The 23,807-nt window shown below is 72.0% G+C and carries 24 protein-coding genes; 13 read left to right on the top strand and 11 right to left on the bottom strand.

All coding sequences use genetic code 11. The features are described 5' to 3' along the window. Positions 1-76 precede the first annotated feature (76 nt). A complete protein-coding gene (locus IE247_RS12665; RefSeq protein WP_190123153.1) occupies positions 77-1,108 on the top strand; it encodes a family 2 encapsulin nanocompartment cargo protein polyprenyl transferase in 1,032 nt (343 codons plus the stop codon). A 332-nt stretch (positions 1,109-1,440) separates the two neighbouring features. Next, positions 1,441-1,881 (top strand): DUF6304 family protein, encoded by a 441-nt coding sequence (locus IE247_RS12670; RefSeq protein WP_190123154.1) that lies wholly within the window; start codon positions 1,441-1,443, stop codon positions 1,879-1,881. Between the two features lie 141 nt (positions 1,882-2,022). Here the strand turns inward: IE247_RS12670 and snpA are convergent, their stop codons facing one another. After that, complete coding sequence (snpA, locus tag IE247_RS12675) at positions 2,023-2,682, bottom strand: snapalysin (protein ID WP_190123155.1); 660 nt, start codon at positions 2,680-2,682, stop codon at positions 2,023-2,025. Positions 2,683-2,860: 178 nt separating this feature from the next. Here snpA and IE247_RS12680 point away from each other — a divergent pair, with 178 nt between their 5' ends. Together IE247_RS12680 and IE247_RS12685 are read left to right on the top strand one after the other, a co-directional pair. Then, positions 2,861-3,820: a LysR family transcriptional regulator gene (locus IE247_RS12680; RefSeq protein ID WP_190123156.1), complete on the top strand. Its 960-nt coding sequence runs from the start codon at positions 2,861-2,863 to the stop codon at positions 3,818-3,820. A 399-nt stretch (positions 3,821-4,219) separates the two neighbouring features. Continuing rightward, entirely contained in the window at positions 4,220-6,250 is a 2,031-nt protein-coding gene (locus IE247_RS12685) for a glycosyltransferase (protein ID WP_190123157.1), read from the top strand. A gap of 54 nt (positions 6,251-6,304) precedes the next feature. On the opposite strand, the gene IE247_RS12690 is transcribed toward IE247_RS12685, so the two are convergent. Both IE247_RS12690 and IE247_RS12695 read right to left on the bottom strand, forming a co-directional pair. Beyond that, positions 6,305-7,462, bottom strand: a complete 1,158-nt coding sequence (locus IE247_RS12690) for a DUF1266 domain-containing protein (RefSeq protein WP_190123158.1) — start codon at positions 7,460-7,462, stop codon at positions 6,305-6,307. Continuing rightward, complete coding sequence (locus tag IE247_RS12695; RefSeq protein WP_190123159.1) at positions 7,459-8,637, bottom strand: DUF1266 domain-containing protein; 1,179 nt, start codon at positions 8,635-8,637, stop codon at positions 7,459-7,461. Before IE247_RS12695 ends, IE247_RS12690 begins: the two co-directional genes overlap by 4 nt. 115 nt (positions 8,638-8,752) lie before the next feature. Between IE247_RS12695 and IE247_RS12700 the strand changes: the two genes are divergently transcribed. Then, positions 8,753-9,700, top strand: coding sequence for a GNAT family N-acetyltransferase (locus tag IE247_RS12700; protein ID WP_229869079.1), 948 nt, complete (start codon positions 8,753-8,755; stop codon positions 9,698-9,700). Positions 9,701-9,743: 43 nt separating this feature from the next. On the opposite strand, the gene sodN is transcribed toward IE247_RS12700, so the two are convergent. Further along, positions 9,744-10,139: a superoxide dismutase, Ni gene (gene sodN / locus IE247_RS12705; protein WP_190123160.1), complete on the bottom strand. Its 396-nt coding sequence runs from the start codon at positions 10,137-10,139 to the stop codon at positions 9,744-9,746. Between the two features lie 152 nt (positions 10,140-10,291). Here sodN and sodX point away from each other — a divergent pair, with 152 nt between their 5' ends. Beyond that, on the top strand, positions 10,292-10,711 hold the full coding sequence (sodX, locus tag IE247_RS12710; RefSeq protein ID WP_190123161.1) for a nickel-type superoxide dismutase maturation protease: 420 nt from the start codon (positions 10,292-10,294) through the stop codon (positions 10,709-10,711). Here the strand turns inward: sodX and IE247_RS12715 are convergent. Then, a complete protein-coding gene (locus IE247_RS12715; protein WP_190123162.1) occupies positions 10,615-11,247 on the bottom strand; it encodes a CGNR zinc finger domain-containing protein in 633 nt (210 codons plus the stop codon). The two genes, sodX and IE247_RS12715, sit on opposite strands and share 97 nt — an antisense overlap. A gap of 134 nt (positions 11,248-11,381) precedes the next feature. On the opposite strand from IE247_RS12715, the gene IE247_RS12720 reads away from it, so the two are divergent. Next, positions 11,382-12,143, top strand: a complete 762-nt coding sequence (locus IE247_RS12720) for a class I SAM-dependent methyltransferase (protein ID WP_190123367.1) — start codon at positions 11,382-11,384, stop codon at positions 12,141-12,143. A gap of 78 nt (positions 12,144-12,221) precedes the next feature. Here IE247_RS12720 and IE247_RS12725 read toward each other — a convergent pair whose 3' ends face one another. The 3 genes from IE247_RS12725 to IE247_RS12735 form a co-directional block, all read right to left on the bottom strand. After that, positions 12,222-12,983: an amino acid ABC transporter ATP-binding protein gene (locus IE247_RS12725; RefSeq protein WP_308433224.1), complete on the bottom strand. Its 762-nt coding sequence runs from the start codon at positions 12,981-12,983 to the stop codon at positions 12,222-12,224. Beyond that, positions 12,980-13,924 (bottom strand): amino acid ABC transporter permease, encoded by a 945-nt coding sequence (locus tag IE247_RS12730; protein ID WP_190123163.1) that lies wholly within the window; start codon positions 13,922-13,924, stop codon positions 12,980-12,982. The genes IE247_RS12725 and IE247_RS12730 overlap by 4 nt, the downstream gene beginning before the upstream one ends. 86 nt (positions 13,925-14,010) lie before the next feature. Beyond that, on the bottom strand, positions 14,011-15,012 hold the full coding sequence (locus IE247_RS12735) for an ABC transporter substrate-binding protein (protein ID WP_190123164.1): 1,002 nt from the start codon (positions 15,010-15,012) through the stop codon (positions 14,011-14,013). 528 nt (positions 15,013-15,540) lie between these two features. Here IE247_RS12735 and IE247_RS12740 point away from each other — a divergent pair. From IE247_RS12740 to IE247_RS12755, 4 genes are all read left to right on the top strand, one after another. Then, positions 15,541-16,776: an NAD(P)-dependent malic enzyme gene (locus IE247_RS12740; protein ID WP_190123165.1), complete on the top strand. Its 1,236-nt coding sequence runs from the start codon at positions 15,541-15,543 to the stop codon at positions 16,774-16,776. A gap of 275 nt (positions 16,777-17,051) precedes the next feature. Then, the gene (locus IE247_RS12745) at positions 17,052-18,017 is read left to right on the top strand and encodes a zinc-binding dehydrogenase (protein ID WP_190123166.1); all 966 of its coding nucleotides are present in this window, start codon (positions 17,052-17,054) and stop codon (positions 18,015-18,017) included. A 211-nt stretch (positions 18,018-18,228) separates the two neighbouring features. After that, a complete protein-coding gene (locus IE247_RS12750; RefSeq protein ID WP_190123167.1) occupies positions 18,229-18,438 on the top strand; it encodes a helix-turn-helix domain-containing protein in 210 nt (69 codons plus the stop codon). Then, positions 18,438-18,992: a Clp protease N-terminal domain-containing protein gene (locus IE247_RS12755; protein WP_190123168.1), complete on the top strand. Its 555-nt coding sequence runs from the start codon at positions 18,438-18,440 to the stop codon at positions 18,990-18,992. Before IE247_RS12750 ends, IE247_RS12755 begins: the two co-directional genes overlap by 1 nt. On the opposite strand, the gene IE247_RS12760 is transcribed toward IE247_RS12755, so the two are convergent. After that, positions 18,950-19,966: a GlxA family transcriptional regulator gene (locus IE247_RS12760; protein WP_190123169.1), complete on the bottom strand. Its 1,017-nt coding sequence runs from the start codon at positions 19,964-19,966 to the stop codon at positions 18,950-18,952. The genes IE247_RS12755 and IE247_RS12760 overlap by 43 nt on opposite strands. A 143-nt stretch (positions 19,967-20,109) precedes the next feature. Between IE247_RS12760 and IE247_RS12765 the strand changes: the two genes are divergently transcribed. Together IE247_RS12765 and IE247_RS12770 are read left to right on the top strand one after the other, a co-directional pair. Further along, on the top strand, positions 20,110-20,961 hold the full coding sequence (locus tag IE247_RS12765; protein WP_190123170.1) for a S1 family peptidase: 852 nt from the start codon (positions 20,110-20,112) through the stop codon (positions 20,959-20,961). A gap of 67 nt (positions 20,962-21,028) precedes the next feature. After that, a complete protein-coding gene (locus IE247_RS12770; protein WP_190123171.1) occupies positions 21,029-21,973 on the top strand; it encodes a GlxA family transcriptional regulator in 945 nt (314 codons plus the stop codon). Between the two features lie 16 nt (positions 21,974-21,989). On the opposite strand, the gene IE247_RS12775 is transcribed toward IE247_RS12770, so the two are convergent. After that, on the bottom strand, positions 21,990-22,790 hold the full coding sequence (locus IE247_RS12775) for a DJ-1/PfpI family protein (protein WP_190123172.1): 801 nt from the start codon (positions 22,788-22,790) through the stop codon (positions 21,990-21,992). 77 nt (positions 22,791-22,867) lie between these two features. Beyond that, a complete protein-coding gene (locus tag IE247_RS12780; RefSeq protein ID WP_190123173.1) occupies positions 22,868-23,776 on the bottom strand; it encodes an aminoglycoside phosphotransferase family protein in 909 nt (302 codons plus the stop codon). Positions 23,777-23,807 lie beyond the last annotated feature (31 nt).

The raw sequence follows: 23,807 nt of genomic DNA on the forward strand, positions 1-23,807 counted from the left end.
CGCGCCGACCGCACCCCCGCCACCCCTGCTCCCCGGCGCACCGGATGAACCCAGTCGAAAGGACCGCGAGTTGACCATGTCGGAGGCTGTGGAGGGCCGTGAGGCCCTCGCCCTTCTGGAGCATGCCCGTGATGTCGTCGGTCCCGAGCTGAGAGCGAGCGTGGAGACCCTCCCCGGTCCGCTGCGCAGGGTCGCGATGTACCACTTCGGCTGGGAGCACGCGGACGGCTCCCCGGCCGACGGGGCCACCGGCAAGGCCGTCAGGCCCGCCCTGGTCCTGGCCGCCGCGCGGGCTTTCGGCGGCGATCCCGGCCGGGCCGTCCGGGCGGCCGTCGCGGTGGAGCTGGTGCACAACTTCACCCTGCTGCACGACGACGTCATCGACGACGACACCACCCGGCGGCACCGCCCCACCGCCTGGACGGTCTTCGGCGTCCCCGACGCGATCATCGCCGGTGACGCGCTGTTCGCCCTCGCGCTGCGCGTCCTCGCGGAGGACCGCCACCCCGCCTCGGGGCCGGCGATCGAGCGGCTCACCGCCTGTGTGGTGGAGCTGTGCGCGGGCCAGCAGGCGGACTGCGCCTTCGAGGAGCGCGCCCCGCACGACGTGTCGCTGGACGAGTGCCTGACGATGGCGATCGCCAAGACCGGGGCGCTGCTGGGCTGCTCCTGCGCGCTCGGCGCGCTGTACGCGGGGGCGACGCCGGAGCGCACGAGCGCCCTGGACGCCTTCGGCCGGGAGGCCGGGCTGGCCTTCCAGCTGATCGACGATCTGATCGGCATCTGGGGCGATCCCGGCCGCACCGGCAAGCCGGCCGGGGCCGATCTCGCCGCCCGCAAGAAGTCCCTCCCGGTGGTGGCCGCCCTCGGCTCGGGCACCCCGGCCGGCGAGGAGCTGGCCGCGCTCTACGGGGCCCCGATGTCCCCGGCCGACATCCTCCGCGCCGCCGAGGCGGTGGAGCGCGCGGGCGGCCGCGACTGGGCCCAGCACCAGGCGGCCGAGCGGATGGGCGTGGCCGTCCAGGAGCTGTCCCGCGCGGTCCCCGACCTGGCGGCGGCGGGCGATCTGCTGGCCCTGGCGGAGTTCGTGACCCGCCGCACCCGATGAATGAATCCGCCCCGCCGCCCGCGCTGCCCCTTCCTCCCCGCCGCCGTACCCTGGAGGCATGGGCAGCGATGGACGTCGGACCGTCCGCGACCCACAGGCCGGGCCGAGGTGCCCGGCGTGCGGGGAGCCTGTCGGTACCGTCATCGAGCGACGCAAGACTCTGGGGGCCTTCGTCCCCTTCTGGGGCCCCGGGCCCTGTCGGAATTCAGCCTGTGCCGAGTACGCCGGAGCCCCGAGTGAGCGGTCCCCCGGCGCTCCCGGTGCGACGATACGCACGGTCTGAGCCATCCCTGCTGTTCGGTGGAGGCTCCCGTACCGCTACAGTCCGCGCCATGTCATCGGAGTCGACTGAAGTCTGGGCGGGCTGGTACCGCGACCGACGTGGCGCGGAAGCGGTCACGATCGCGGCGCACGGACGGCAACTGCGCACGCGCATCAGGGGTGTTGAGTACGAAGGGGCGACTTTCGCCGCCTTGGAGACGGTGGGGGCGGAGGGCGTTCTCTCCTCCTGTGTACTGGAATGGGACATACCGCTCCCCGTCCACGCGGGCGGCTCGGTGGAACGGGCCACGCTCAGCTGTCTGTTGACGCTCGGCGAACTGAGGCCCGAGGGGTCGCTCGACCGGGCGGATCTCAATCTGACCCTGCACTACGGCGGGGCGGCCTATGAATCCGGAGTCGCCGGGGGCGACTTCGACGACGCGCTCGACCGTATCCAGAAACAGCTCCCGGACGGGGCCGAGCTGGCGACCCTCACCTCCGCCGACGCCTGAGGGTCCGGGCCGCGCACCGGGTCACGCACCGGGTCACCGGGGCACGCACCGGGGGACGTCCCGCCGCCGACCGGCCGGACGTCCCCCGGGTCATCGCGGATCCCGGATCAGCGGGTGCCTCGGATCACGGGGTGTCCCGGATCAGCGGGAGGAGAGCTGCTTCATCGCCGACGCGAGGCCGTTGGCCCACAGGGCGTTGACCCGGGAGCGCTCCTGCGCGTTCGGGGTGTCGTTCTGGCAGGAGGTGCCGGGGCCGCCGCCCGACATCAGCTCGCTGCACGGGCCCCGGTAGTTGTCCGGCAGTCCGAGGACGTGGCCGGTCTCGTGGGAGGTCACCCGGTAGGAGTTGTACTGCTGGTTCTGCCGGTAGTCGAGGAATATGTAGCCGCGGCCGTGGCCGTCGGTGCTCGCGTACGAGCCCCGGGAGTCATTGCCCTCGTAGTAGCGGAAGCTGGGGTTGCTCCCCTCCTGGAGGCGGACATTGCTCACCGAGCTGTTCCACACCTGGGTGGAACGGGCTATCTGGGCACGGAAGGTGGGCGCGGTGGAGGCGTTGTACGTGACCGTGACGACCCGGGCGCCCGGGTTGGCGGCGCGCTTCTCGGCGACCGACCTCAGCACCGCGTCGAAGAAGGCCTTGGTCGCCTTCTTGTCCTCGGCCGAGCCCTCGTAGGCGACGTACGAGGGAGTCGCGACGGGCGCGGGAGCGGGGGCGGCGGTCGCCGTGGCCGGCACCGCTCCGAGTGCGGCGGCGAGAGCGACGCCGAGGGCGGCGGAGAAGGCGGCTCGGGGGTGACGCATGTGGGGGCTCCTACTCGTCCGGTGAACGGATTCGGTACGGCGAGTTTCGGGCAGGAAGCCCGTTCGCGGATGATGCCAACTCCCGATAACACCAACGAATCGTCATGTCCATGTCCGTCCATTGGTGCCCGAACTGTGTGTCTGGTGTGACCGCCGGAGCCGGTCCTACTCTCGGGTCATGGAGCTCGATCTGAGACACCTCCGCGCCCTGTGCGCCATCGCGGACGCGGGCAGCCTGCACAAGGCGGCCCGGCAACTGGGCGTCACCCAGCCGTCGCTGACGACCCAGCTGAGGCGTATCGAGAACTCCCTCGGCGCGCAGCTCTTCTGGCGCGAGCGCTCCGGCTGCCGGCCCACCCCGGTGGGCCGCGCGGTGCTGACCCGGGCCCGCCCGCTGGTGGCCCAGATGGCCGCCCTCGTGGTCGAGGCCAAGGCGGCGGCGGCCCGGGGCGGCGGCCCCGGGCTGAGCGTCGGATCCACCGCGAGCCGCGCCCTCCCCGGCTGGCTCGGCCGGCTCCGCCGCAGACTGCCCGGCACCGACATCTCCCTCCACATGGACGTCTCCGCCAACGCGCTGCTGCGCATGGTCGCGGCCGGACAGCTCGACGTCGCCTTCGTCCACGAGGTGGAGGGCTCTCCGCTGCGGCTGCCGGGGGAGCTGACGGTGCGCGTGCTCGTCGAGCGCGAGCCGCAGTTCGTCTCCCTCTCCCGCGACCACCCGGCGGCCTCGGACGCCGTCGTGGAACTCGCCGATCTGGCCGGCGACCGCTGGATCGTCGACCCCACCGTGGACGGCGAGTGGGACGGGCTGCGCCGGGTGCTCGCCGCCGCCGGCATCAACCCCTCCGTCCTGCACGGCGACTACCACACCGCGGCCTCCCTGGTCGCGGTCGGCGAGGCGGTCGCCCCCTGTCAGCCGACCTCCGCCCCCCGCGAGGACATGGTGGTCCGCCCGCTGCGCGGCGACCCGCTCGCGGTGCGGCTGCTGCTCTGCTCCCCGCCGGGCACGGGGGAGCGGTACGCGGGGGTGTACGCGGATCTTGAGGCGGCCTACCGGGAGGTGGCCTCGGGGGCGGCGGCGTACCGTCAGTGGCTGCTCCGTCACAAGAGCCCGCTGCTGACCGCCCCGGCGGCCTGAGGGCGCCGGGCTCCCATAGCGGAAAAATCGCTTTACCACGTCGCCGGAGGGCAGGTGACAGCCGGTGTCTCCGTGGGTCTCGGGCGCTCCGTCTTCGCTTATCGCGAACGCCGCACCGGAATCCCTCCGCCTGTCGCTTTCCCAGGTGAGCGCAATCGGAGCGCACTCAAAAGGCCATTTGTATTAGCGATAGCTAATTAGCAAATTGGCTGGAAAATACACTGCTAAGATGACTTTCATCCCGGCCGCCTGAGCGGTTCCACCGCTGTCCGGCATGGCCCGCGCGCACCACCGCGTCCGCCGCGGTACGCCCGCCGGCGCGCGGCCGGCGTCGCGCACGCGGCGGTGCCCGAGGCAGTGTTCTCTTCCGTTACCAGAAGGTAGATTTTTGTGAACCGTGTGCCGGATGCGGCTGTCCCCGACGTCTCCGTCGTCGTCGGCGCGTACAACGCGATGCCCTACCTGACCCGGTGCGTACGGTCCGTGGTGGACCAGACGCTCGGCCGCGACCGCATCGAGCTGATCGCCGTCAACGACGGCTCGACGGACGGCACCGGCGAGGAGCTGGACCGGCTGGCCGAGGAGTTCCCCTCCATGGTGCGAGTGGTGCACCAGGAGAACTCCGGCGGCCCCTCCGCCCCGCGCAACGCGGGCATCGAGCTGGCCCGGGGACGCTTCATCTTCTTCCTCGACGCCGACGACTACCTCGGCGAAGAGGCCCTTGAGCGCATGGTCGCCATGGCCGACGCCAACAGCACCGACGTGGTGCTCGGCAAGATGGTCGGCGTCGGCGGCCGGGGCGCGCCCAAGTCGATGTTCAAGCGCAACCAGCCCAAGACCGATGTGTTCGGCTCCGCGGTCTACTGGACGCTCAACCCGCTCAAGCTCTTCCGCCGCGAACTCATCGAGCGCCTCGGACTGCGATTCCGCACCGACATGCGCACCGGCGAGGACCAGCCCTTCGTCTCCATGGCGTATCTGCACGCCTCGGGCATTTCCGTCGTCGCCGACTACGACTGCTACTACTGGGTCGAGCGCGAGGACGGCAACAACGTCACCCGCACCACCCGCGGCACCCACCCGCGCATCAAGTACCTCAAGGTGATGTTCGAACTGCTGGCCCGCGAGGTCAAGAGCAGCGCCAAGCGGGACATCCTCCTCCGCCGCCACTTCGACGTCGACATCAAGTCGGCGCTGCGCCACCTGCTGCGCGAGACCGAGCCCGAGATACGGGACTCGGCGCTCGCCGAGATACAGCAGATGATCACCGCCAACCTCAGCGAGGAGCTGGCCCAGCGCTACCCCGCGATGCACCGGCTCCGGCTCCACCTCGCCGGCCACGGCATGCTGGAGGAGCTCCGCGAGGTCACCCGCTTCGACCAGGCGAAGAAGCGCGACAAGGTCGTCGTCGAGAAGGGCCGCGCCTACGGGGCGTACCCCTACTTCCGCGACCCCGCCCGGGGCATCCCGGACCACTGCTTCGACATCACCCGCCAGCTGGGCGTCCGCCACCACCTGGACACCGCCGAGCTGACCGGCTCCGAGCTGCACCTCGCCGGCCACGCGTACATCCACACCGTCGACACCGTCGACACCGCCATCGAGGCCGTACTGCGCGAGCGCGACAGCGGCGTCGAGTACAGCTTCCCCGCCGAGAGCGTCAGCGCCCCCGGGGTCACCGAGGCGGTCGGCGAGGGCATGTACGAGTACGGCGAGTCCGGCTTCCGCGTCACCGTCGACACCCTCACCGCCGCCGACGGCCAGATGCTCCCCTCCGGCCTGTGGGACCTGCACATGCGGGTACGCAGCCAGGGCATCGTCAAGGAGGGGCGCACCGGCAACAAGCGCTCCGACTCCATCGACTCCGAGGCGCGGCCCCGTCTGGTGCACACCCCCGACGGCGCGTCCCACGTCATCACCCCGTACTTCACCAAGCCGTACGGCAACTTCACCCTCGACGTCGGCCAGCGCAAGCACCGCCTCCAGTCCCATCTGAAGGTCGAGAAGGCCGCCTGGGCCGAGAACGCGCCCGGCACCGTCGTCATCTCCGGCCATGTCAACGCCGCCGTCGCGCCCGGCGACCTCGTCGTGCGGGCCAGCTCGACCGGCCGTACGGTCGACCTCGCCGCCTTCCAGACCGGATCGCTCGCCGCCCCCGGCCCCTTCGAGTTCCACGTCAACCTGGCCAAGGCCTTCGCCGACAAGGCGCTCCCGGCCGGCGTCTGGGAGCTGGCCGTCTGCCTCAGCTCCCCGGACCTCCCCGCCACCGTCTGGGTGCCCAACACCCCCGGTCTCGCCACCGCCCGCTTCCGCCGCCGGGGCCTGCCCGCCTACGCCAAGCCGATGGAGAAGCACCAGGTCTTCTCCGTCCGGCTGGCCCTGGTCGACCCGGTCGCCGGTCTCCGCCGCCGCTTCGGCATCGGCATCTGACCGACCCCTGTCCGTGCCCCCGCCCCGCCCGCGCGGGCCGGGGGCACGCGCCGTTCACCGCCAGGGGATGTTCCGCCACGGGCTGCCCTCGTTCTCCGTCAGCAGCCGGTGCGCGATCACGTTCTGCTCGTAGAACCGCCCGTACTCCTCCCCGTCGAAGCGGAGCACCCGGCCCAGCGCGTACCCGGCGGAGAACCCCTCCCACGAGGGGTACGCCGACTTCCCGAGCGCCCCCGCGTACACGATCGCCTGCTCCGCCTCCCGCGGATCACAGAACCGGGCCGCCAGCCCCCACCGGGCCAGATTCACCGCCCGCCCGTAGTCGTACGCGACGGTGCTGCCCACCCTGCCGTCCGGAGCCAGCAGCCCGTCGGCCCGGAACCGCGCCTCGTACCGCAGCACCCGGCGTACCAGCTCCTCGATCCCCCGCACCGCCGCCGGGTCCGCCCCGATGTCCTGGGCGTGCCCGGCCGCCGTCTCCCGCCACAGCTCGGCCGTCGGCGTCTGCCCGATGCCCTCCCGCAGCCGCTCGCGCACCCGCAGGACGAAATCCTGCTCGGGCGGGCTGTCGCGCGCGTCCAGCAGCGCGTTCAACCGCCGCTGCCACTCCTCCCGCCCGGTGATGCCCCAGCCCTCGCGCAAGGACTCCAGCTGCCGCGAGTACTCCTGATAGACCGTGCCGACCTCGTTCCACGGCACCCCGTTGCCCACCGCCAGATGCGCCCCGCAGGCCAGCCCGTACGCGAGCGGCCCGTGCAGCGCGCCGTGCCGCAGCGCGATCAGCCGGTCCCCGTCCGGGCGCTCGTTCTCCGCGTAGTGCCGCAGCCACAGCGCCCGGTGGCCCGGGGCCGCGTCCAGCAGCACCGCCGCCGGAGTGCCCGGATTGACCGACAGCGACTGCCCCGAATCCGGCCAGCCGAACTCGGCGACCCACTTCAGCGAGACCCCGTGGAACACCCACTCGGGATGCCACGGCGGCAGCATCCCCCGCGTCAGCACCGTCCGATGCCCCCACCCCGCCGCATCCCGGTGCACCCGCCACACCACCGTCTCCGGCCGCGCGTCGGCCTCCGCCTTCGGAGCGGCTATGTACAACTCGGCATCGGCCAACACCCGCAGCTGCGCCTCCGTGTCACCGCGCGCCCCCGCCTCGTACAGCAGATGCTCCGTCACCGACGGCGCGGCCCAGGGGGCTCCGGGGATCGCGTTCATGACCACGGTATGTTCCGGTAGGGGCTCATGGGGTCCTGGGCGAGGATCCGGTGCGGAGCGGTCAGATCGTGGTACGCGCCGCCGTCCGGGTCGCCGTCGAAGTGGATCAGCCGGGTCAGCGTGTAGCCGAGCGAGAACGCAGTCCAGGAGTCGTACGCCCGCCGTGCCGCCTCCCCGATCCGCAGCACCGCCCGCTCGGCCCCCGCCGGGTCGCAGTAGCGCGCGCCGAGCGCCAGCCGTACGACATTGACCGCCCGGCCGTGGTCGAACGAGGCGAGCGTGTCCACCCGGCCGCCGGGCGTCAGCAGACCGTCGGCCCGCAGCCTTCCCTCGTACTCCGTGACACGCCGCATCGACTCCGCCGCAGCCGAGAAATCGGCCCCCGGCGCACCGCGCCGCGACAGCGTCTCCACGACCTCGGCGGACCACTCGTCCTCCGCCGGGGTGCGCCCCAGCCGGTCCGCCAGCGCGCGGCGGGTCCGCAGCACGGACTCGTGCGTCCGGCCGACGAGCCGGGTCGCGATCAGCGACTCGACCACCCGTTCGTACCCGGCGCGATTGCCCACGCCCCACGGGTCGCGCAGCCACGCCCGGTCCGTGCCGTACTCCACGTAGGCCGCGCCGAGCTGGTTCCAGACGATGCCGTTCCGCACGGCAAGCTGCCCGCCGAGCGCGAGACCGTGCGCGAGGGGCCCGTACAGCGGGCCGTCGGCATGGGTGAGCAGCCGGTTTCGCGGCGGCCCGCCGATCGAGGCGGCGATGCGCGGCCACTCCCGCCGGTCCGACGGCCGGGCGGCCAGGGTCGCCGCGTACGGCGTCCCCGGATTCACCGCGAGCAGCCGTGCGCCGTCCGGCCAGATCCGGGCCAGCTCGGCGAGACCCGTCTCCCGGAACACCCACTCCGGGTGCCAGGGCGGCAGCATCCCGGCCGTCAGCACCGGCACGGACAGCTGCCCGGTCGCGCTGTCGCGCCGGGTCGGCAGCGGGGCCGCGAGCCCGGGGGAGTCCGCGTGCACCCGCGCGGTCAGCAGATACAACCGCACCCGCGACAGCGCCCGCAGCACCGGAAGCCGCCGCCCGCCCGCCGCCGGATACCCGCTCCCGCCCGCCGCCGCGCCCAGCTCCCGCTCGATCTCCGTCGGCGGCGCCCCGCCGCCCGCTGTCCCCGTCGTCACGGCCCGATCCTATGAAACGGGCCCGGACTTGAGGCAGGTCAGGTACCCCCGAGGCCGCCGGAGCGACCCGGAAACCGGATGCGGACCGCCGCCGCGGTGGTGTGTGATCGGGGGCATGACGACCGTACTGGGAAAGCCGGGAACCGACGGGCTGGACGAGGCCGTACGCGCACTGCGGCAGTGGCAGCACGACGGGGCCCCGACGCAACTCCACCCGGGTGACCTGGGCTGGTTCTGGCGAACGGGCCCGGAGGCGACCGCCGAGGCGGTCAGGACCTGGAGCCGGGACGGCCGGATCCTCGCCGTCGGACTGCTGGACGGCCCCGGCCTGCTGCGGCTGGCGATCGCGCCGGACGCCCTGCGGGACGAGGAGACCGCTCGGCGCATGGCCGGGGACATCACCGCCCCGGAGCGCGGTGTGCTCCCCGGGGGCGCGGCCGACATCGAGTCGCCCACGGGCGCCCTGCTCCAGGACCTGCTCTCCGAAGCCGGCTGGAAACCCGGCGAGCCCTGGACGTCCCTGCGCCGCGACCTCACGGAGCCGGTCGACGACCCGGGCCTCCGGATCGAGACCGTCGGACCCGAGCGGGCACGGCTGTTCACCGCCGTGCACCGGGCGGCCTTCGACGGCTCGAAGTTCACCGAGCAGCGCTGGCACGCGATGGCCGCCGGAGCCCCCTACACCGACGCCCGCTCCCTCCTCGCCCACAACACCCGCGGCGACGCGGTCGCGGCCGTCACCGTCTGGTCCGCCGGCCCCGGCCGCCCCGGACTCCTCGAACCCATGGGCGTCCACCGCGACCACCGCCGCCACGGCCACGGCCGAGCCATCACCCTCGCCGCCGCCTCCGCCCTCCGCGCCCTCGGCTCCTCAAGCGCCCTCGTCTCCACCCCGAGCGCCAACACCGCCGCCGTCACCGCCTATGCCTCGGCCGGCTTCCACCCCCGCCCGGAGGTCCGGGACCTGCACCGGGACGCGTGGGCCTCGGGAACTCGGGAACTGGGGAACTCGGGAAAAACATCGCACCCGGGCCGTCGGGGCCGCCGTGATCGGCGGCCGTGACAGCCCGGGTGCGGATGTGTGTCGCCCGGAAGGAGGCCGTGGTTCAGGCCTTCTTGGTCTCCCAGAAGATCTTGTCGATCTGGGCGATGTGGTCCAGCGCCTTCTGGCCCGTCGCCGGGTCGGTGGAGGCCTTCGCCGTCGACAGGGCCTTCAGGGTGTCGTTGACGAGCTGGTGCAGCTCGGGGAACTTCTCGAAGTGCGGGGGCTTGAAGTAGTCGCTCCAGAGCACCGAGATGTGGTGCTTCGCCAGCTCGGCGCGCTGCTCCTTGATGACCGTGGCGCGGGCGCGGAAGTGCGCGTCCTCGTTGGCCTGGTACTTCTCCTGGACGGCCTTGACCGACTCGGCCTCGATACGGGCCTGGGCGGGGTCGTAGACACCGCAGGGGAGGTCGCAGTGGGCGCTGACCTTCACCTTGGGGGCGAACAGGCGGGAGAGCATTGAACAGTCCTTCCTCGTGATCGTCTTCTCAAGGGGGGACATTACTCCGTGAGGGAGCCGTTTTCGCGGGTGCCCCCGGGGGCTTAGGTCGAAAGTCCGGGGTCGCCATGGGACTCGCGGCCGACCGTACGCTGTGACCCGGAGGTGTGCGGATGAGTGAGCGCGGGCGGGAGCCGACGGCTCCGTTCGGGGTCGCGGAGGTGAGTGGGCCGTCCATGTATCCGACGCTGCGGCAGGGCGATCAGCTGCTGGTGCACTACGGCGCGCGGGTGAGGCCGGGGGATGTCGCGGTGCTCCGTCATCCCCTTCAGCAGGATCTGCTGATCGTCAAGCGGCTCGTGGAGCGGCGCGGGGGCGGCTGGTGGGTGCTGGGTGACAATCCGGGGGCCGAGGGGGACAGCCGGGTGTTCGGGGCCGTCCCCCCGGAGCTGTTGCTCGGGCGGGTGTGCGGCAGGTTCCGGCCGCGGAGGCCGGATCAGCGGTCGGCGGCGGCGGTGGCTTCGTGGGTGCTGACCGCGGTGCGGCCGGTGCTCTGCGACCGCTCGGTCTCCAGGCGCTTGCGCGCGCGGTAGGCGGCGACGTTGGCCCGGGTGGCGCAGCGGTCGGAGCAGTAGCGCCGGGAGCGGTTGGTCGAGGTGTCGAGGTAGGCGTTGCGGCAGGGCGGGGCCTGGCAGAGGCCCAGCCGGTCGACGCCGTACTCCGTGAGGTGGATGGCGAGGCCCATGGCGGCGATCGCCGCGTAGCCCGCCGTCGCGTTGGACGGGTGGTCGGCCAGATGCATGTGCCACTTGGGGCGGCCGGTGTCGTCGTCGCGGAAGTCGTGCCCCGAGATCTGGGGGCTGACGGGGAACTCCAGCAGCAGGGAGTTCAGCAGATCGACCGCCCGGGTCTCGTCGCCCTCGTCGGCCGCCGCGAAGACCGCCCGCAGCCGGCCGCGCACCGAGCGGAAGCGGGTCACATCGGCGTCGGTGGCGCGGCGGGCCGCCTGCCGGGACTCGCCGAACAGCTCCCGGACGGCCTCGACCGAGGTGAGGGAGTCCTTGTTGCGAGCCGGCTCCTCGGTGTTGACCAGGCGCACGGCATAGTCCGAGTAATAGGCCAGTTCCACTTGTAGTCCTTACCGGGGCGGTCTATGGTCGTTGCGGCAGAAGTAATGGGTACTTCTGTATTCAGGGTATTACGTACGGAGGGTTTCCAGTGTCGGAGACGGTGGCGGGTACGCGTACGGCGACAGCGGCGGGGATGGGGACGGGGACGGCGGGGACCGACTGGCAGGCCTGGCAGCAGAGCTGGGACCGCCAGCAGGAGTGGTACATGCCCGACCGCGAGGAGCGCTTCCGGGTGATGCTGGACATGGTCGAGGCCACGGTGGGCCCCACCCCACGCGTGCTGGACCTCGCGTGCGGTACAGGAAGTATTACGGACCGGCTGCTCCGGCGGTTCCCGGATGCGCGCAGCACGGGGGTCGATCTCGACCCCGCCCTGTTGACCATCGCGCGCGGCTCCTTCGCCGGCGACGACCGCGTCACCTTCGTCACCGCCGATCTGACCGCCCCCGACTGGACCGGGGCGCTCCCGCACACCGAGTACGACGCCGTCCTCACCGCGACCGCCCTGCACTGGCTGCGGAGCGGGCCGCTCGCCACCCTCTACGGGCAGCTCGCCCGGCTGGTCCGCGACGGCGGGGTGCTGATGAACGCCGACCGCATGATCGACCGCACCACCCCGAGGATCAACGCCGCCGAGCGCGCCCACCGGCACGCGGTGATGGACCGCGCCAAGGAGGGCGGAGCGGTCGACTGGGCGGAGTGGTGGGCGCTCGCCGCGGCGGACCCGGCGCTCGCCGGGCCCACCGCCCGGCGGTTCGAGATCTACGGCGGGCACGCCGACGGGGAGACCCCCTCCCTCCAGTGGCACGCCGAGACCCTGCGGTCGGCGGGCTTCGGCGAGGCCCGGGCGGTGTGGTCCTCGCCCAGCGACGGCCTGCTGCTCGCGCTGAAGTAGGCCGGGTACGGCGAGAGGGCGGCAGGGCGCCCTCCGGTCGCCCGGAGGTGTCCGTACCGCCCTCTTCGTCCGTACGTCTCAGAGCACCTTGGAGAGGAACGACTTGGTGCGGTCGTGCTGGGGGTTGGTCAGCACATCGCGCGGATGGCCGGATTCCACCACCACGCCGTCGTCCATGAAGACGAGGGCGTCGCCCACCTCACGCGCGAAGCCCATCTCATGGGTCACCACGACCATCGTCATACCGTCCTCGGCGAGCTGGCGCATCACGTCCAGCACATCGCCGACCAGCTCGGGGTCGAGCGCCGAGGTCGGCTCGTCGAAGAGCATCAGCTTGGGGTCCATCGCCAGGGCACGGGCGATCGCCACCCGCTGCTGCTGGCCGCCGGAGAGCTGGGAGGGATAGTTTCCGGCCTTGTCGCCCAGCCCCACCTGGTCCAGCAACTGGAGCGCGCGGGCCCGGGCGGTGGCCCTGGTCTCGCCCTTGACCTGGACCGGGGCCTCCATGACGTTCTCCACCGCGGTCATGTGCGGGAAGAGGTTGAAGCGCTGGAAGACCATGCCGATGTCCCGCCGCTTCAGCGCGACCTCGCTGTCCTTCAGCTCGTACAGCCGGTCGCCCTTCTGCCGGTAGCCGACCAGCTCGCCGTCGACGTAGAGCCGGCCGGCGCTGATCTTCTCCAGATGGTTGATACAGCGCAGAAAGGTCGACTTGCCGGACCCGGAGGGGCCGATCAGACAGAAGACCTCACGGGGGGCGACCTCCAGATCGATGCCCTTGAGGACCTCGATCTGGCCGAAGGACTTGTGCACGCCCTCCGCCTTGACCATGGCGTTCACGTGGAGACTCCCTTCGGGCGGCGCACCGAGAACACGCTCTGCCTGATCTTCTGGAGCGGGGTCGGCGGCAGGGTGCGGCTGGAGCCGCGCGCGTAGTGCCGCTCCAGGTAGTACTGGCCGACGCTGAGGATCGAGGTCATCACCAGGTACCAGGCGGCGGCGAGGAAGTACATCTCGACCGGTGCGCCGGAGTTCTGGCCGATGTTCTGTGCCTGCCGGAACAGTTCGCTGTACTGGACGGCGGCCACCAGCGAGGTCGTTTTGAGCATATTGATGACTTCGTTGCCCGTCGGCGGCACGATCACCCGCATCGCCTGCGGGATCACGACCCGGCGCAGGGTCTTGCTGTGGCTCATGCCCAGCGCGTGCGAGGCCTCGGTCTGGCCCTCGTCCACCGAGAGCAGACCGGCCCGGCAGATCTCCGCCATGTAGGCGGCCTCGTTGAGCCCCAGACCCAGCAGCGCCGTCAGGAACGGCGTCATGAAGTCCGACCACTCGTCCCGGTAGAAGCCCAGGTTGATGAATTCGAAGACCAGGCCCAGGTTGAACCAGACGAAGAGCTGGACCAGGACCGGGGTGCCCCGGAAGAACCAGATGTAGAACCAGGCGATGGACGAGGTCACCGGGTTCTTCGACAGCCGCATCACGGCGAGCAGGACGCCGCCGACGATGCCGATGGTCATCGACAGCGCGGTCAGGAGGAGGGTCTTCCAGACGCCCTCGATGATCCGGTCGTCGAAGAAGTAGTCGGGGATGGCACCCCAGTTGATCCGGCCCTGGGCGAAGGCGTAGACGATCAGCCCGAAGAGCGCGATGGCGACGACGGCGGTGACGTACCGGCCGTAGTGCCGGACGGGGACGGCCCTGATGGCCTCCGCTCCGGCCGCCGGCGGCGGCGGTGGCGCGTCCTCCGGTCCTTTTTTCTTGATGTCGGCAGTCACAGGGAGCCTTTCCGTGGCGAAAATCAGGTGCTGACCGGAGGGCGGCGGCCGGCGTGCTCATGGAGCCCGCCGCCGCCCCGACCGGGTCAGGAACCGCCGTTGACCTTGGCCTCGGTCACCGCGCCCGCGGCGACGCCCCACTTGTCGAGGATCTTCTTGTACTCGCCGTTCTTGATGATCGTGTCGAGCGCCGCCTTGATCGCGTCACGCAGCTGGGCGTTGTCCTTGGCCACCGCGATGCCGTACGGGGCCGCCTCGACCTGCTCGCCGACGATCTGGAAGTCCTTGCCGCCGCCCGAGGTCTCCGCCGCGTACGCGGCGACCGGGAAGTCGGCGGAGCCGGCGTCGCCGCCGCCCGCCCGCAGCCGGGTCTGGGCCTCCAGGTCGTTGTCGTACGGCTCGATGGTGATCTTGCCCTTGTCGCCGCACTTCTTGTTCTCGGCCTTGGCGAGGTCCTCGGAGACCGTGCCGCGCTGCACGACGATCTTCTTGCCGCAGAGGTCGGACCAGGCCTTGATGCCCTTGTCGTCGCCCTTCTTGGTGTAGATCGAGACACCGGCGGTGAAGTAGTCGACGAAGTCGACGCCCTCGCCGACCTTCTTGCCGGTGTCCGAGTCGACGCCGTTCTGGCGGTCCTTGGTGTCCGTCATGGCCGACATGGCGATGTCGTAGCGCTTGGAGCGCAGCCCCGTGATGAGGGTGTCGAAGGTGCCGTTCTCGAACTCGAACTCCACCCCCAGCTCCTTGCCGAGGGCGGCGCCGATGTCCGGGTCGATTCCCACCGTCTTGCCCGAGTCGTCCTTGAACTCGACCGGCGGGTAGGCGATGTCGGATCCAACCTTGACGACGCCCTTGTCCTTGATCGCCTGGGGCAGCATCGCGTGGAGCTTGTTCTCGCTCGCGGCGGCGGTGGAGGAGGAGCCGCCCGCGGTCTCCTTGGGGCTCCCCTCCTTCGAGTTCGTCTGGTCGCCACAGCCGGTCAGCAGCATGGTGCCGGCGACCGCGATGGCGCCGACCGCGGCGATCCGGGAGTTGAGGGTCTTCCGGGCCTTCTGGGCGGTCGTGCGGCGCGTGGTGCTTGCGGTCATGTTCGGGGTCCTCCGGCGGGTCAGAGAGCTGCCATTTCGTGGTCGTATCCCGATCGCGTCCTCGTCGTCGAGATGCGCGACCTTGAGTGTTTTCGGCATCTTGCCATTCGGACTAGCCCATTCAGGGGGCCACGCATGTCAAAATCGGGTAACGGGACACCCCCGACCCCCCGCCGACGGCGCATCACCGCCGTACCTTTCGCGGGAATACCTCCCTCCGGCCGGAAGTTCTGCTGTGTGCGGCGGCCTCCAGGCCGGAAAAAGCGCGCTTAGCCGACGTGTCCTGAAATCGGTGACGAGTCACGTCCGTATCGGAATATCGACTCGTCCTCGACGGCCCTGGTCGGGTAAGAAGGATCCTTACACCCCTCATCCGGGGCTCAGGGCGCGTGTGCGGCGTGCCCGCGTGTCCGCACCACACCCCGCAGGGCGGCAGGCCGCCGGCGCGGGGCACGGACACGGTGCCCGCCCACCCTCCTCATCCGGGAGTGGAAACCCTCAACTGATGAAGACTTAAGGGGTAAATCAATGGCAGCGGAGATCGTCAATTCTCGCAGCGTGAGCAGCGAGAGCAGCGAGGGCGACAGCGGTACGGAGAGTGCTCCCGGCGAGCCCTTCGATCCCGCCTTCGCGCTCCACCGAGGCGGCAAGATGGCCGTCCAGGCGACCGTGCCCGTTCGGAACAAGGAAGACCTCTCCCTCGCGTACACGCCCGGTGTGGCCAAGGTGTGCAGCGCGATCGCGGAGAATCCGGAGCTGGTCCACGACTACACCTGGAAGTCCCAGGTCGTGGCCGTGGTCACGGACGGGACCGCGGTGCTCGGTCTCGGCGACATCGGTCCGGAGGCCTCGCTTCCGGTGATGGAGGGGAAGGCGATCCTCTTCAAGCAGTTCGGCGGTGTGGACGCGGTGCCGATCGCGCTCGCCACCACCGACGCGGACGAGATCGTGGAGACGGTCGTGCGGCTGGCTCCCTCCTTCGGCGGCGTGAACCTGGAGGACATCTCCGCGCCGCGCTGCTTCGAGATCGAGCGCAAGCTCCAGGAGCGGCTGGACATCCCCGTCTTCCACGACGACCAGCACGGTACGGCGGTGGTCACCCTCGCCGCCCTGCGCAACGCGGCGAAGCTGACCGGCCGCGGGCTGGGCGATCTGCGCGCGGTGATCTCGGGCGCGGGCGCGGCCGGGGTGGCCATCGCGAAGTTCCTGCTGGAGGCCGGTCTCGGCGATGTGGCGCTCAGCGACCGCAAGGGCGTCGTCAGCCGCGACCGCGAGGATCTGACTCCGGTCAAGCGGGAGCTGGCGGAGCTGACCAACAAGGCCGGGCTCTCCGGCTCGCTGGAGTCCGCGCTGGCGGGCGCGGACGTCTTCATCGGCGTCTCCGGCGGCACGGTCGCCGAGGAGGCCGTCGCGTCGATGGCCCCCGGGGCGCTGGTCTTCGCCATGGCCAACCCGACCCCGGAGATCCACCCGGACATCGCGCACAAGTACGCGGCCGTGGTGGCCACCGGCCGCAGCGACTTCCCGAACCAGATCAACAACGTCCTGGCGTTCCCCGGGATCTTCGCGGGCGCGCTCCAGGTGCGGGCCTCCCGGATCACCGAGGGCATGAAGATCGCCGCGGCCAACGCGCTCGCCGATGTGGTCGGCGACGACCTCGCGGCCGACTACGTCATCCCCTCGCCGTTCGACGAGCGGGTCGCCCCCGCCGTGACGGCGGCGGTGGCGGCGGCGGCGCGCGCCGAGGGCGTCGCACGGCGGTAGTCCTTCCACCGAGGTGCGGGCGGGGCCCGGACCGGCTGTGCGAGCCGGTCCGAGCCCCGCCCGTCCGTTTTCCCGTTGATGGTTAAACATGTCCGCTGATTGCAGCATCTGCACAGGTCAGCACGGTATAAGGCTATTTTTGGCCGATGCCACAGGATTGGTTTCGGCCAATTATGGGCAGTGCGGCCCGCGGTCCGGCGGGGTCGGCGGACCGGCGGCGTGTCTCACACCCCGGGACCGTTCCGTCACGGCGGGTGCGGATCTAGGGTCGGGCCATGTTCGCCGCCTACGCAGCACGCATCGACCGCGAGAATCCCCTCAACGGCCTGGAGCTGGGTGAGCGCCCGGCTCCCGAGGGGCATCCCGGCTGGACCACGGTCACGGTCCGGGCCGCCTCTCTCAACCACCATGACCTCTGGTCCCTGCGGGGCGTCGGTCTCGCCGAGGACAGGCTGCCGATGATCCTCGGGTGTGATGCGGCGGGGGTCGACGCCGAGGGCAATGAGGTGGTGCTTCACTCCGTCATCGGCCAGAGCGGCCACGGCGTCGGCCCGGCCGAGCCCCGCTCCATCCTCACCGAGCGCTATCAGGGCACCTTCGCCGAACAGGTCTCCGTGCCGACCTGGAACATCCTGCCCAAGCCGAAGGAGCTGAGCTTCGCGGAGGCCGCCTGTCTGCCCACGGCCTGGCTCACCGCGTACCGCATGCTCTTCACCAACGCGGGCGTACGGCCCGGGGATTCGGTGCTGGTGCAGGGCGCCGGCGGGGGAGTGGCGACCGCCGCGATTGTGCTCGGCCGGGCGGCCGGGCTGCGGATGTACGCCACGAGCCGCGACGGGGCCAAGCGTGCGCGGGCCGTCGAGCTGGGCGCGGAGGACGCCTTCGAGCCGGGCGCGCGGCTGCCCCGCCGTGTCGACGCCGTGATCGAGACGGTCGGCGCGGCCACCTGGTCCCACTCCGTGAAGTCGCTGCGCCCGGGCGGCACTCTGGTGATCTCCGGCGCGACCAGCGGGGACCGTCCCTCGCACGCCGAGCTGACCCGGGTCTTCTTCCTGGAGCTGAGGATCGTGGGCTCGACCATGGGGTCCAAGGACGAGCTGGAGGATCTGCTCTCCTTCTGCGCCGCGACCGGTGTGCGGCCGGTGATCGACGAGGTGCTTCCGCTGGACCGGGCCCGTGAGGGGTTCGAACGGATGGCGGGCGGGGGGCTGTTCGGGAAGGTGGTGCTGACTCCCTCCTGACGGACGGGCCGATTCCGTCGCTTGCGCGCCGACCGGACGTGACCGGCCTCCCGGCCGCGCCGTCGCTTCAGGGCACGGCCCACGGTGGCCGCCAGGGCGAGCCGGTCCCGGGGGCCTCGCCGGGGCTGCGGACGCCCTCCCGGTTCGCCGCAGCCCATGACTCTGTCAACTTTGGTTGACGTCACTCACTCGTCAACGTAGGTTGACAGGTATGACGGAAGCGACGGATCTCGCCGAGAGCGCGGGCGACCGCGACCCGCGCGTCGGGCTGCGCGCGGTGGCCGCCCTGCGGCGGCTGCTGGAGCGGCTTGAGGCCATTCAGGTGCGCAGCGCCCGCGACCAGGGGTGGTCGTGGCAGGAGATCGCGGCCGAGCTGGGGGTCAGCCGGCAGGCCGTCCACAAGAAGCACGGGAGGCAGTGATGTTCGAGCGATTCACTCGGGACGCCCGCGAAGTGGTGGAGGGATCCGTCGAAGTGTCGCGGCGGACGGGGGCCGACCGCGTCACCGACGAGCACCTTCTGCTCACCATGCTCGAACAGGAGGGCACCCGGACCGCGTTCACCCTCGCGGCCCTCGGCGTCCACGACCGTCGCGCCTCCCTGGAGGCCGCCCTCGCCCGTGCCCACCGCCGGGCGGGCCTCTCCCGCTCGGAGTCCGACGCTCTCGCCGGTCTGGGCATCGACATCGACTCGGTCGTCGCCCGCGCCGAGGAGAATCACGGCCCCGGCGCGCTTCATCCGCACCCCCGCCGCCCCGCCAAGCGCCGTCGGCGCGGCTCCTTCGCCCCGGCGGCCAAGGAGACCCTCGTACGCTCCCTCCGCATCGCCGCCGAACGCGGCGACCGCCGCATCGGCGGGGAGCATCTTCTGCTGGCGCTGACGACCGCGCCGGGCGTGGTCTCGGAGGTCCTCGCCGATCACGGCGCGACGTATCAGTCGGTGGCGAGGCTGCTGCCCGGCGGGCAGCCGGGGTAGTCGGGGTGGCCGGGGGACTCGGGGGAGTCCTGGGTGAACATGGCGACCATCGAGCGGAAGGCGGCCCGGTAGACGCCAGGGGTGGTGCCGTTGAGGCGCTGGAAGTGGTGGCGGAGGTTGGCGGGGGTGCCGAGGCCGGTGCGGGCGGCGATGTGCTCGATGGGGAGGTCGCCGCGTTCCAGGAGCTGTTGCGCCCGTTCGACGCGGAGGCGGAGGAGGTACTGGAGGGGGCTGAGGCCGGTCTCGGCGCGGAAGCGGCGGTTGAGGGTGCGGACGCTGGTTCCGGTGTGCGCGGCGATCTCCGCGAGGGTCAGCGGGCGGTGCAGACCCGCCTCCAGCCACCGTACCGTCGGCGCGAGACCGCCCTCCCGCCCGGGGAGTTCGCCCGCGTCGGGCAGCCGGAGGAAGAGCCGTCGGTCCGCCTCCCGGGCCACGGGCTCGCCGTGGTCCTCCTCGATGAGCCGTATCCACAGGTCCTTGCCGCCGAGGACCCCCGCCGACGTGAGGAACGGGCCGTCGGCCACGACGGCCTCCCCGGCGGTGACCTCGACCCGGGGGCGGCGTACGGCCAGCTCCCCGGTGTGCCGCCAGTCGGTGGTGGCCCGGCGGCCGTCGAGCAGTCCGGCGGCCGCGAGCGCGAACGTACCCGTGCCCACCGCGCCGATCCGGCGACCCCGCCCGGCGGCGGCGCGCAGCGCGTCGAGCACGGCCGCCGGGGGCTCCTCGCGGAAGCCGTCGTATCCGGCCATGATCACGGTCTCCGCCCCGTCGAGGCCGTCCAGCCCCCACCGCGCGGCGAGCCCGAACGGGCCCGGCCCGGCCGTGGTGCGGAAGCCGGGTCCGGCGCAGACCCTCAGTTCGTACGGGTCCGTCCCCCGGCCGGTGCGTCGCGAGACGGCCCCGAACAGCAGCCCGGGGGTCGTGAGCTGGGGTCCGGGGGCTCCGTCGAGGACGAGCAGGGCGACGACTGTCATGGCCAGAATTTAACCGAGGGTGGCATCGCCGTGGCTGTTTCCGAGCGGTCGGCGGCCCGGAGGATGAAAGCGCACGCACCGGAAACGAGAAGAGGACCGGACCGCGCGCACCCCACCCCACCTCCGTGAGAAGGATGTTCACCATGGCCAGGCCGACCTCCCAGAAGCAGCACCGGACGACCCGCCCCGCCCGCCGGACCCTGGCGCGTACGGCGGCGGTCGGCGCTGTCGCCGCCCTCGCCGTCACCGGTCTGGCCGGCGGGGCCGGGGCCGTCGTCAACGGGGAGGACTCCACCCAGCGGTACTCGTTCATGGTCTCCGTCCCGCAGACGATGCAGACGCCCGACGGCACGTTCCAGGGGGTGTGCGGCGGAACCCTGATCGACTCCCAGTGGGTGCTGACCGCCGCCCACTGCGCCGGTCATCCGGAACTCCCCACCGAGCCGACGGGAACGGTCCGCGTCGGCAGCGAGCACCAGAGCAGGGGCGGGACCGTGCGCACCGTCGTCAAGAAGGTGATCCACCCCGACTACGCCGTGAGCGACGCCCCGCGCGGCCATCACGACCTCGCCCTGCTCAAGCTGGACCGGCCGGTCCTCCAGCAGCCCGCGCGCATCGCCGACCGGGCCCCGAAGGTGGGCGAGCGGACGCGGATCCTCGGCTTCGGCAATACGGTCGACGGCCCCGGCTGGTCCTTCGCCGAGCGGCTCCAGCAGCTCGACACCCGCCGGATCGCCGACTCGGCCTGCTCCCCCTTCAAGTCCGGGGCCGAACTGTGCACCGGCTCGACGGTCCCCGACGCCATGGGATGCGCGGGCGACTCGGGCGGTCCGCAGATCCAGCGGATCGGCGGACGCTGGCAGCTGGTCGGGGCGACCTCGGGCGACGGCAACCCCCGGGGCGCCGAGACGAAGTGCGGCGACGGCCCCGGCGTCTGGACCTCGGTGCCCGCGCACAAGGGCTGGATCAAGGAGACGATCCGGAAGCACCGCTGATCCGGGCGGACCGGCCGGACCGGCCGGACCGGGCGGGCCCGGTCCGACGGCGGGATACCTTCGTCCCATGCCCGTGGTCGCCCTGCTCGTACTCGACGGAGTCCCCGGACACCAGCTCACCACCCCGGGCCTGGTCCTGGACGCCGCCGCCTGTGTCCACCGCCCCGCCCGCGCCGAGCTGAGGATCTGCGCCGGACCCGGCTTCCGCGCCACGGCCGGGCCCCTGCCCCTGGACATCGCCGCCCCCTGGGGGCTGGAGGGGCTGGCCGACGCCGACACGGTCGTCCTCGCGGGCCATGACGGCTTCCTCGCCGAGCCCCCGGCGGCCGTGCTCGACGCGGTGCGCGCGGCGGCGGCCCGGGGCTGCCGGGTCGCCGCCGTCGGCACGGGGGCGTTCACCCTCGCGGCCACCGGACTGCTCGACGGCCACCGCGCGACCACCGAGTGGCACCACACGGCCGAACTGGCCGCCCGCCACCCGCGTATCGAGGTCGACCCCGCCGGGGCGGTGGTGACGGACGGTCCTTTCCCCACCTCGGCGGGCGTCTTCGGCGGGATCGACCTCTTCCTCCATCTCGTCGGCCTCGACCACGGACCGTCGGTCGCCGGGCGGACCGCCCGGCGGCTGATCGCCCCCGTGTACGAGGACGCCGGGGCCACCCGCGAGGAGATCGACCGCGAACTGGCCGAGACCGCCGGTCTGGAGCCCACCATGCGCTGGCTGGAGAGCGATCTCCGCCACTCGCCGACCCACGCCGAGATCGCCGCCCACGCCAGGACCAGCCCCCGCAGCCTCGCCCGCCGATTCCTCCGGCAGACCGGGCTCACCCCGCGTCAGTATCTGCTGCGGGCCCGGCTGGAGAGGGCCCGCCACCTCCTGGAGACCGAGGACGCGACGATCGACGAGATCGCCTCCCGTACGGGCTTCGGCTCCCCCGCGAGCTTCCGCCGCCACTTCCACCGGCTGACGGGCACCACCCCGAGGGCCTACCGGGCCTCCCACCGGAGATGAGAACGCCGCCGGGCGGTCAGGGCGCCGCGTCGGCGAGCAGCTTCAGCGCCAGCGTCCGCGTCCCGGCGTCCGTCTTCCCCGGGCTGCCGGTGCCGAACGGCGGCTCCGGGTCGTACTCCAGCGCCAGCTCCAGGGCCCGGCCCACCCGTTCGTCCGAGAGCCGCGAGGCGAGATACAGGCCCATGTCGATTCCGGCGGAGATCCCGGCCGCCGTGATGATCTTTCCGGACTCGACGAAACGACCCGGTGTGTCGATCGCCCCGACCTCCTTCAGATAGTCGCGGAGGGCCCAGTGCGTGGTGGCGGGCACCCCGCGCATCAGCCCGGCCTTGCCCAGGATCGCGGCCCCGGCACAGACCGAGGTGGTCCACAGGGTGTGCCGGTGGGCCCGGCGGACCCAGTCGAGGATCCGGGTGTTCTCCAGTACGGCGTACATGCCCGCGCCGCCGCCGCCCGGTATCACCATCACATCCGGGCGGGGGACCTGGCGCAGCGACTTCGTCGCGACGATCTCCATGTCGCGGGTGTCCGTCAGGACCGGCCCGGCCTTCACCGCCACCATCGTCACCTGTACGCCGGGCACCCGGCAGAGCGACTCGTACGGCCCCACCGCGTCCAGCGCGGTGAACCCCTCGTACAGCAGCACCGCCACTTCCACCGGTCCGGGCTTCCGCGCCTCTCCCTCTCCCTCTCCCTTTCCCGCTGTCGCCGCCGCTGCCGTGCCCGCCGGGACCCCGGCCGCGATCCCCGCCCCCAGCGTCACACCCGCAGCCGTCCGCAACACCCCGCGCCGACTCCGCTCCCGCTCGTCACTCATCCCTCAACCCTCCTGATAACACCGCGACTTGTGCTTCAGGAGTCGGCCGTGACCCCGGCCGGGTTCCCGGGCCGTCCCTACGCCGTGATCAAACGTCGCAGCGTGGCACGGGCGGGCGGGCCCCACGTGGACTTGCCCCCGGGGCGGCCGTGGTCACCGGCGTCCCCGATGAGGACGCCGCCGAGCGCGCGCAGCACCGCCCAGCCCCGGGCGCGGCGCGCGGTCGCGTCGTCCACGGCCGGTTCGTAGACCTCGAAGAAGCGGTCTGCCGCGCCGTCCGGCAGCAGTGACCAGGCGGCGGCGAGATCGCAGGCCGGATCGCCCGCGCAGAGATCACCGAAGTCGATCACACCACGGAGGGTGCCGTCCTCGGTCAGCACATTGGCCGGATGCAGATCCCCGTGGAGCCACACCGCCGGGCCCTCCCAGTCGGGCGCCGCCACCGCGTCCTCCCACACCGTTCGTACCCCCTCCGGGGCCGGGATCAGCCCCGACTCCGTGACCGAGGCGAACGAGCGGGCGAACCACTCGGCACATCCGGCCAGCGGCCCCCCACGGTCCCGCCCGACGGGCGCCCCCACGGGCGCGGGCCGGTGAAGCGCCGTCAGAAACGCGGCCAAGGCCTCTGCCCCCTCCGCACCCCGCGTCACGGGCTCCCGGTCGGCGGGCTCACCCGGCACCCAGGTCGTGACGATCCAGGGCCGGGGAAACCTCTTGGACGGCTCCCCGAAGCGCTGCGGTACGGGGACCGGCAGCGGGAGGCGCGGGGCGAGGGCGGGCACCCAGGCGTGCTCCTTGCGCAGCAGCGCGTCCGCCGACTCCGTCGCCCAGGGCAGCCTGACGGCGAGTTCGTCGCCGAGCCGCCACAACTGGTTGTCCCAGCCGCGCGCGCCGAGTTTCACGGGGTGATCGGCCAGGTCGGGGTGTTGGTCGCGCAGCAGCTCCCGGATCAGTTCGGCGGTGATCTCGATCTCGGTATGCGTCATGCGGATCAAGGGTAACGACGCGGCCCGCTCC

This window comes from Streptomyces inusitatus (assembly GCF_014651115.1).
Lineage (GTDB): Bacteria > Actinomycetota > Actinomycetes > Streptomycetales > Streptomycetaceae > Streptomyces > Streptomyces amakusaensis.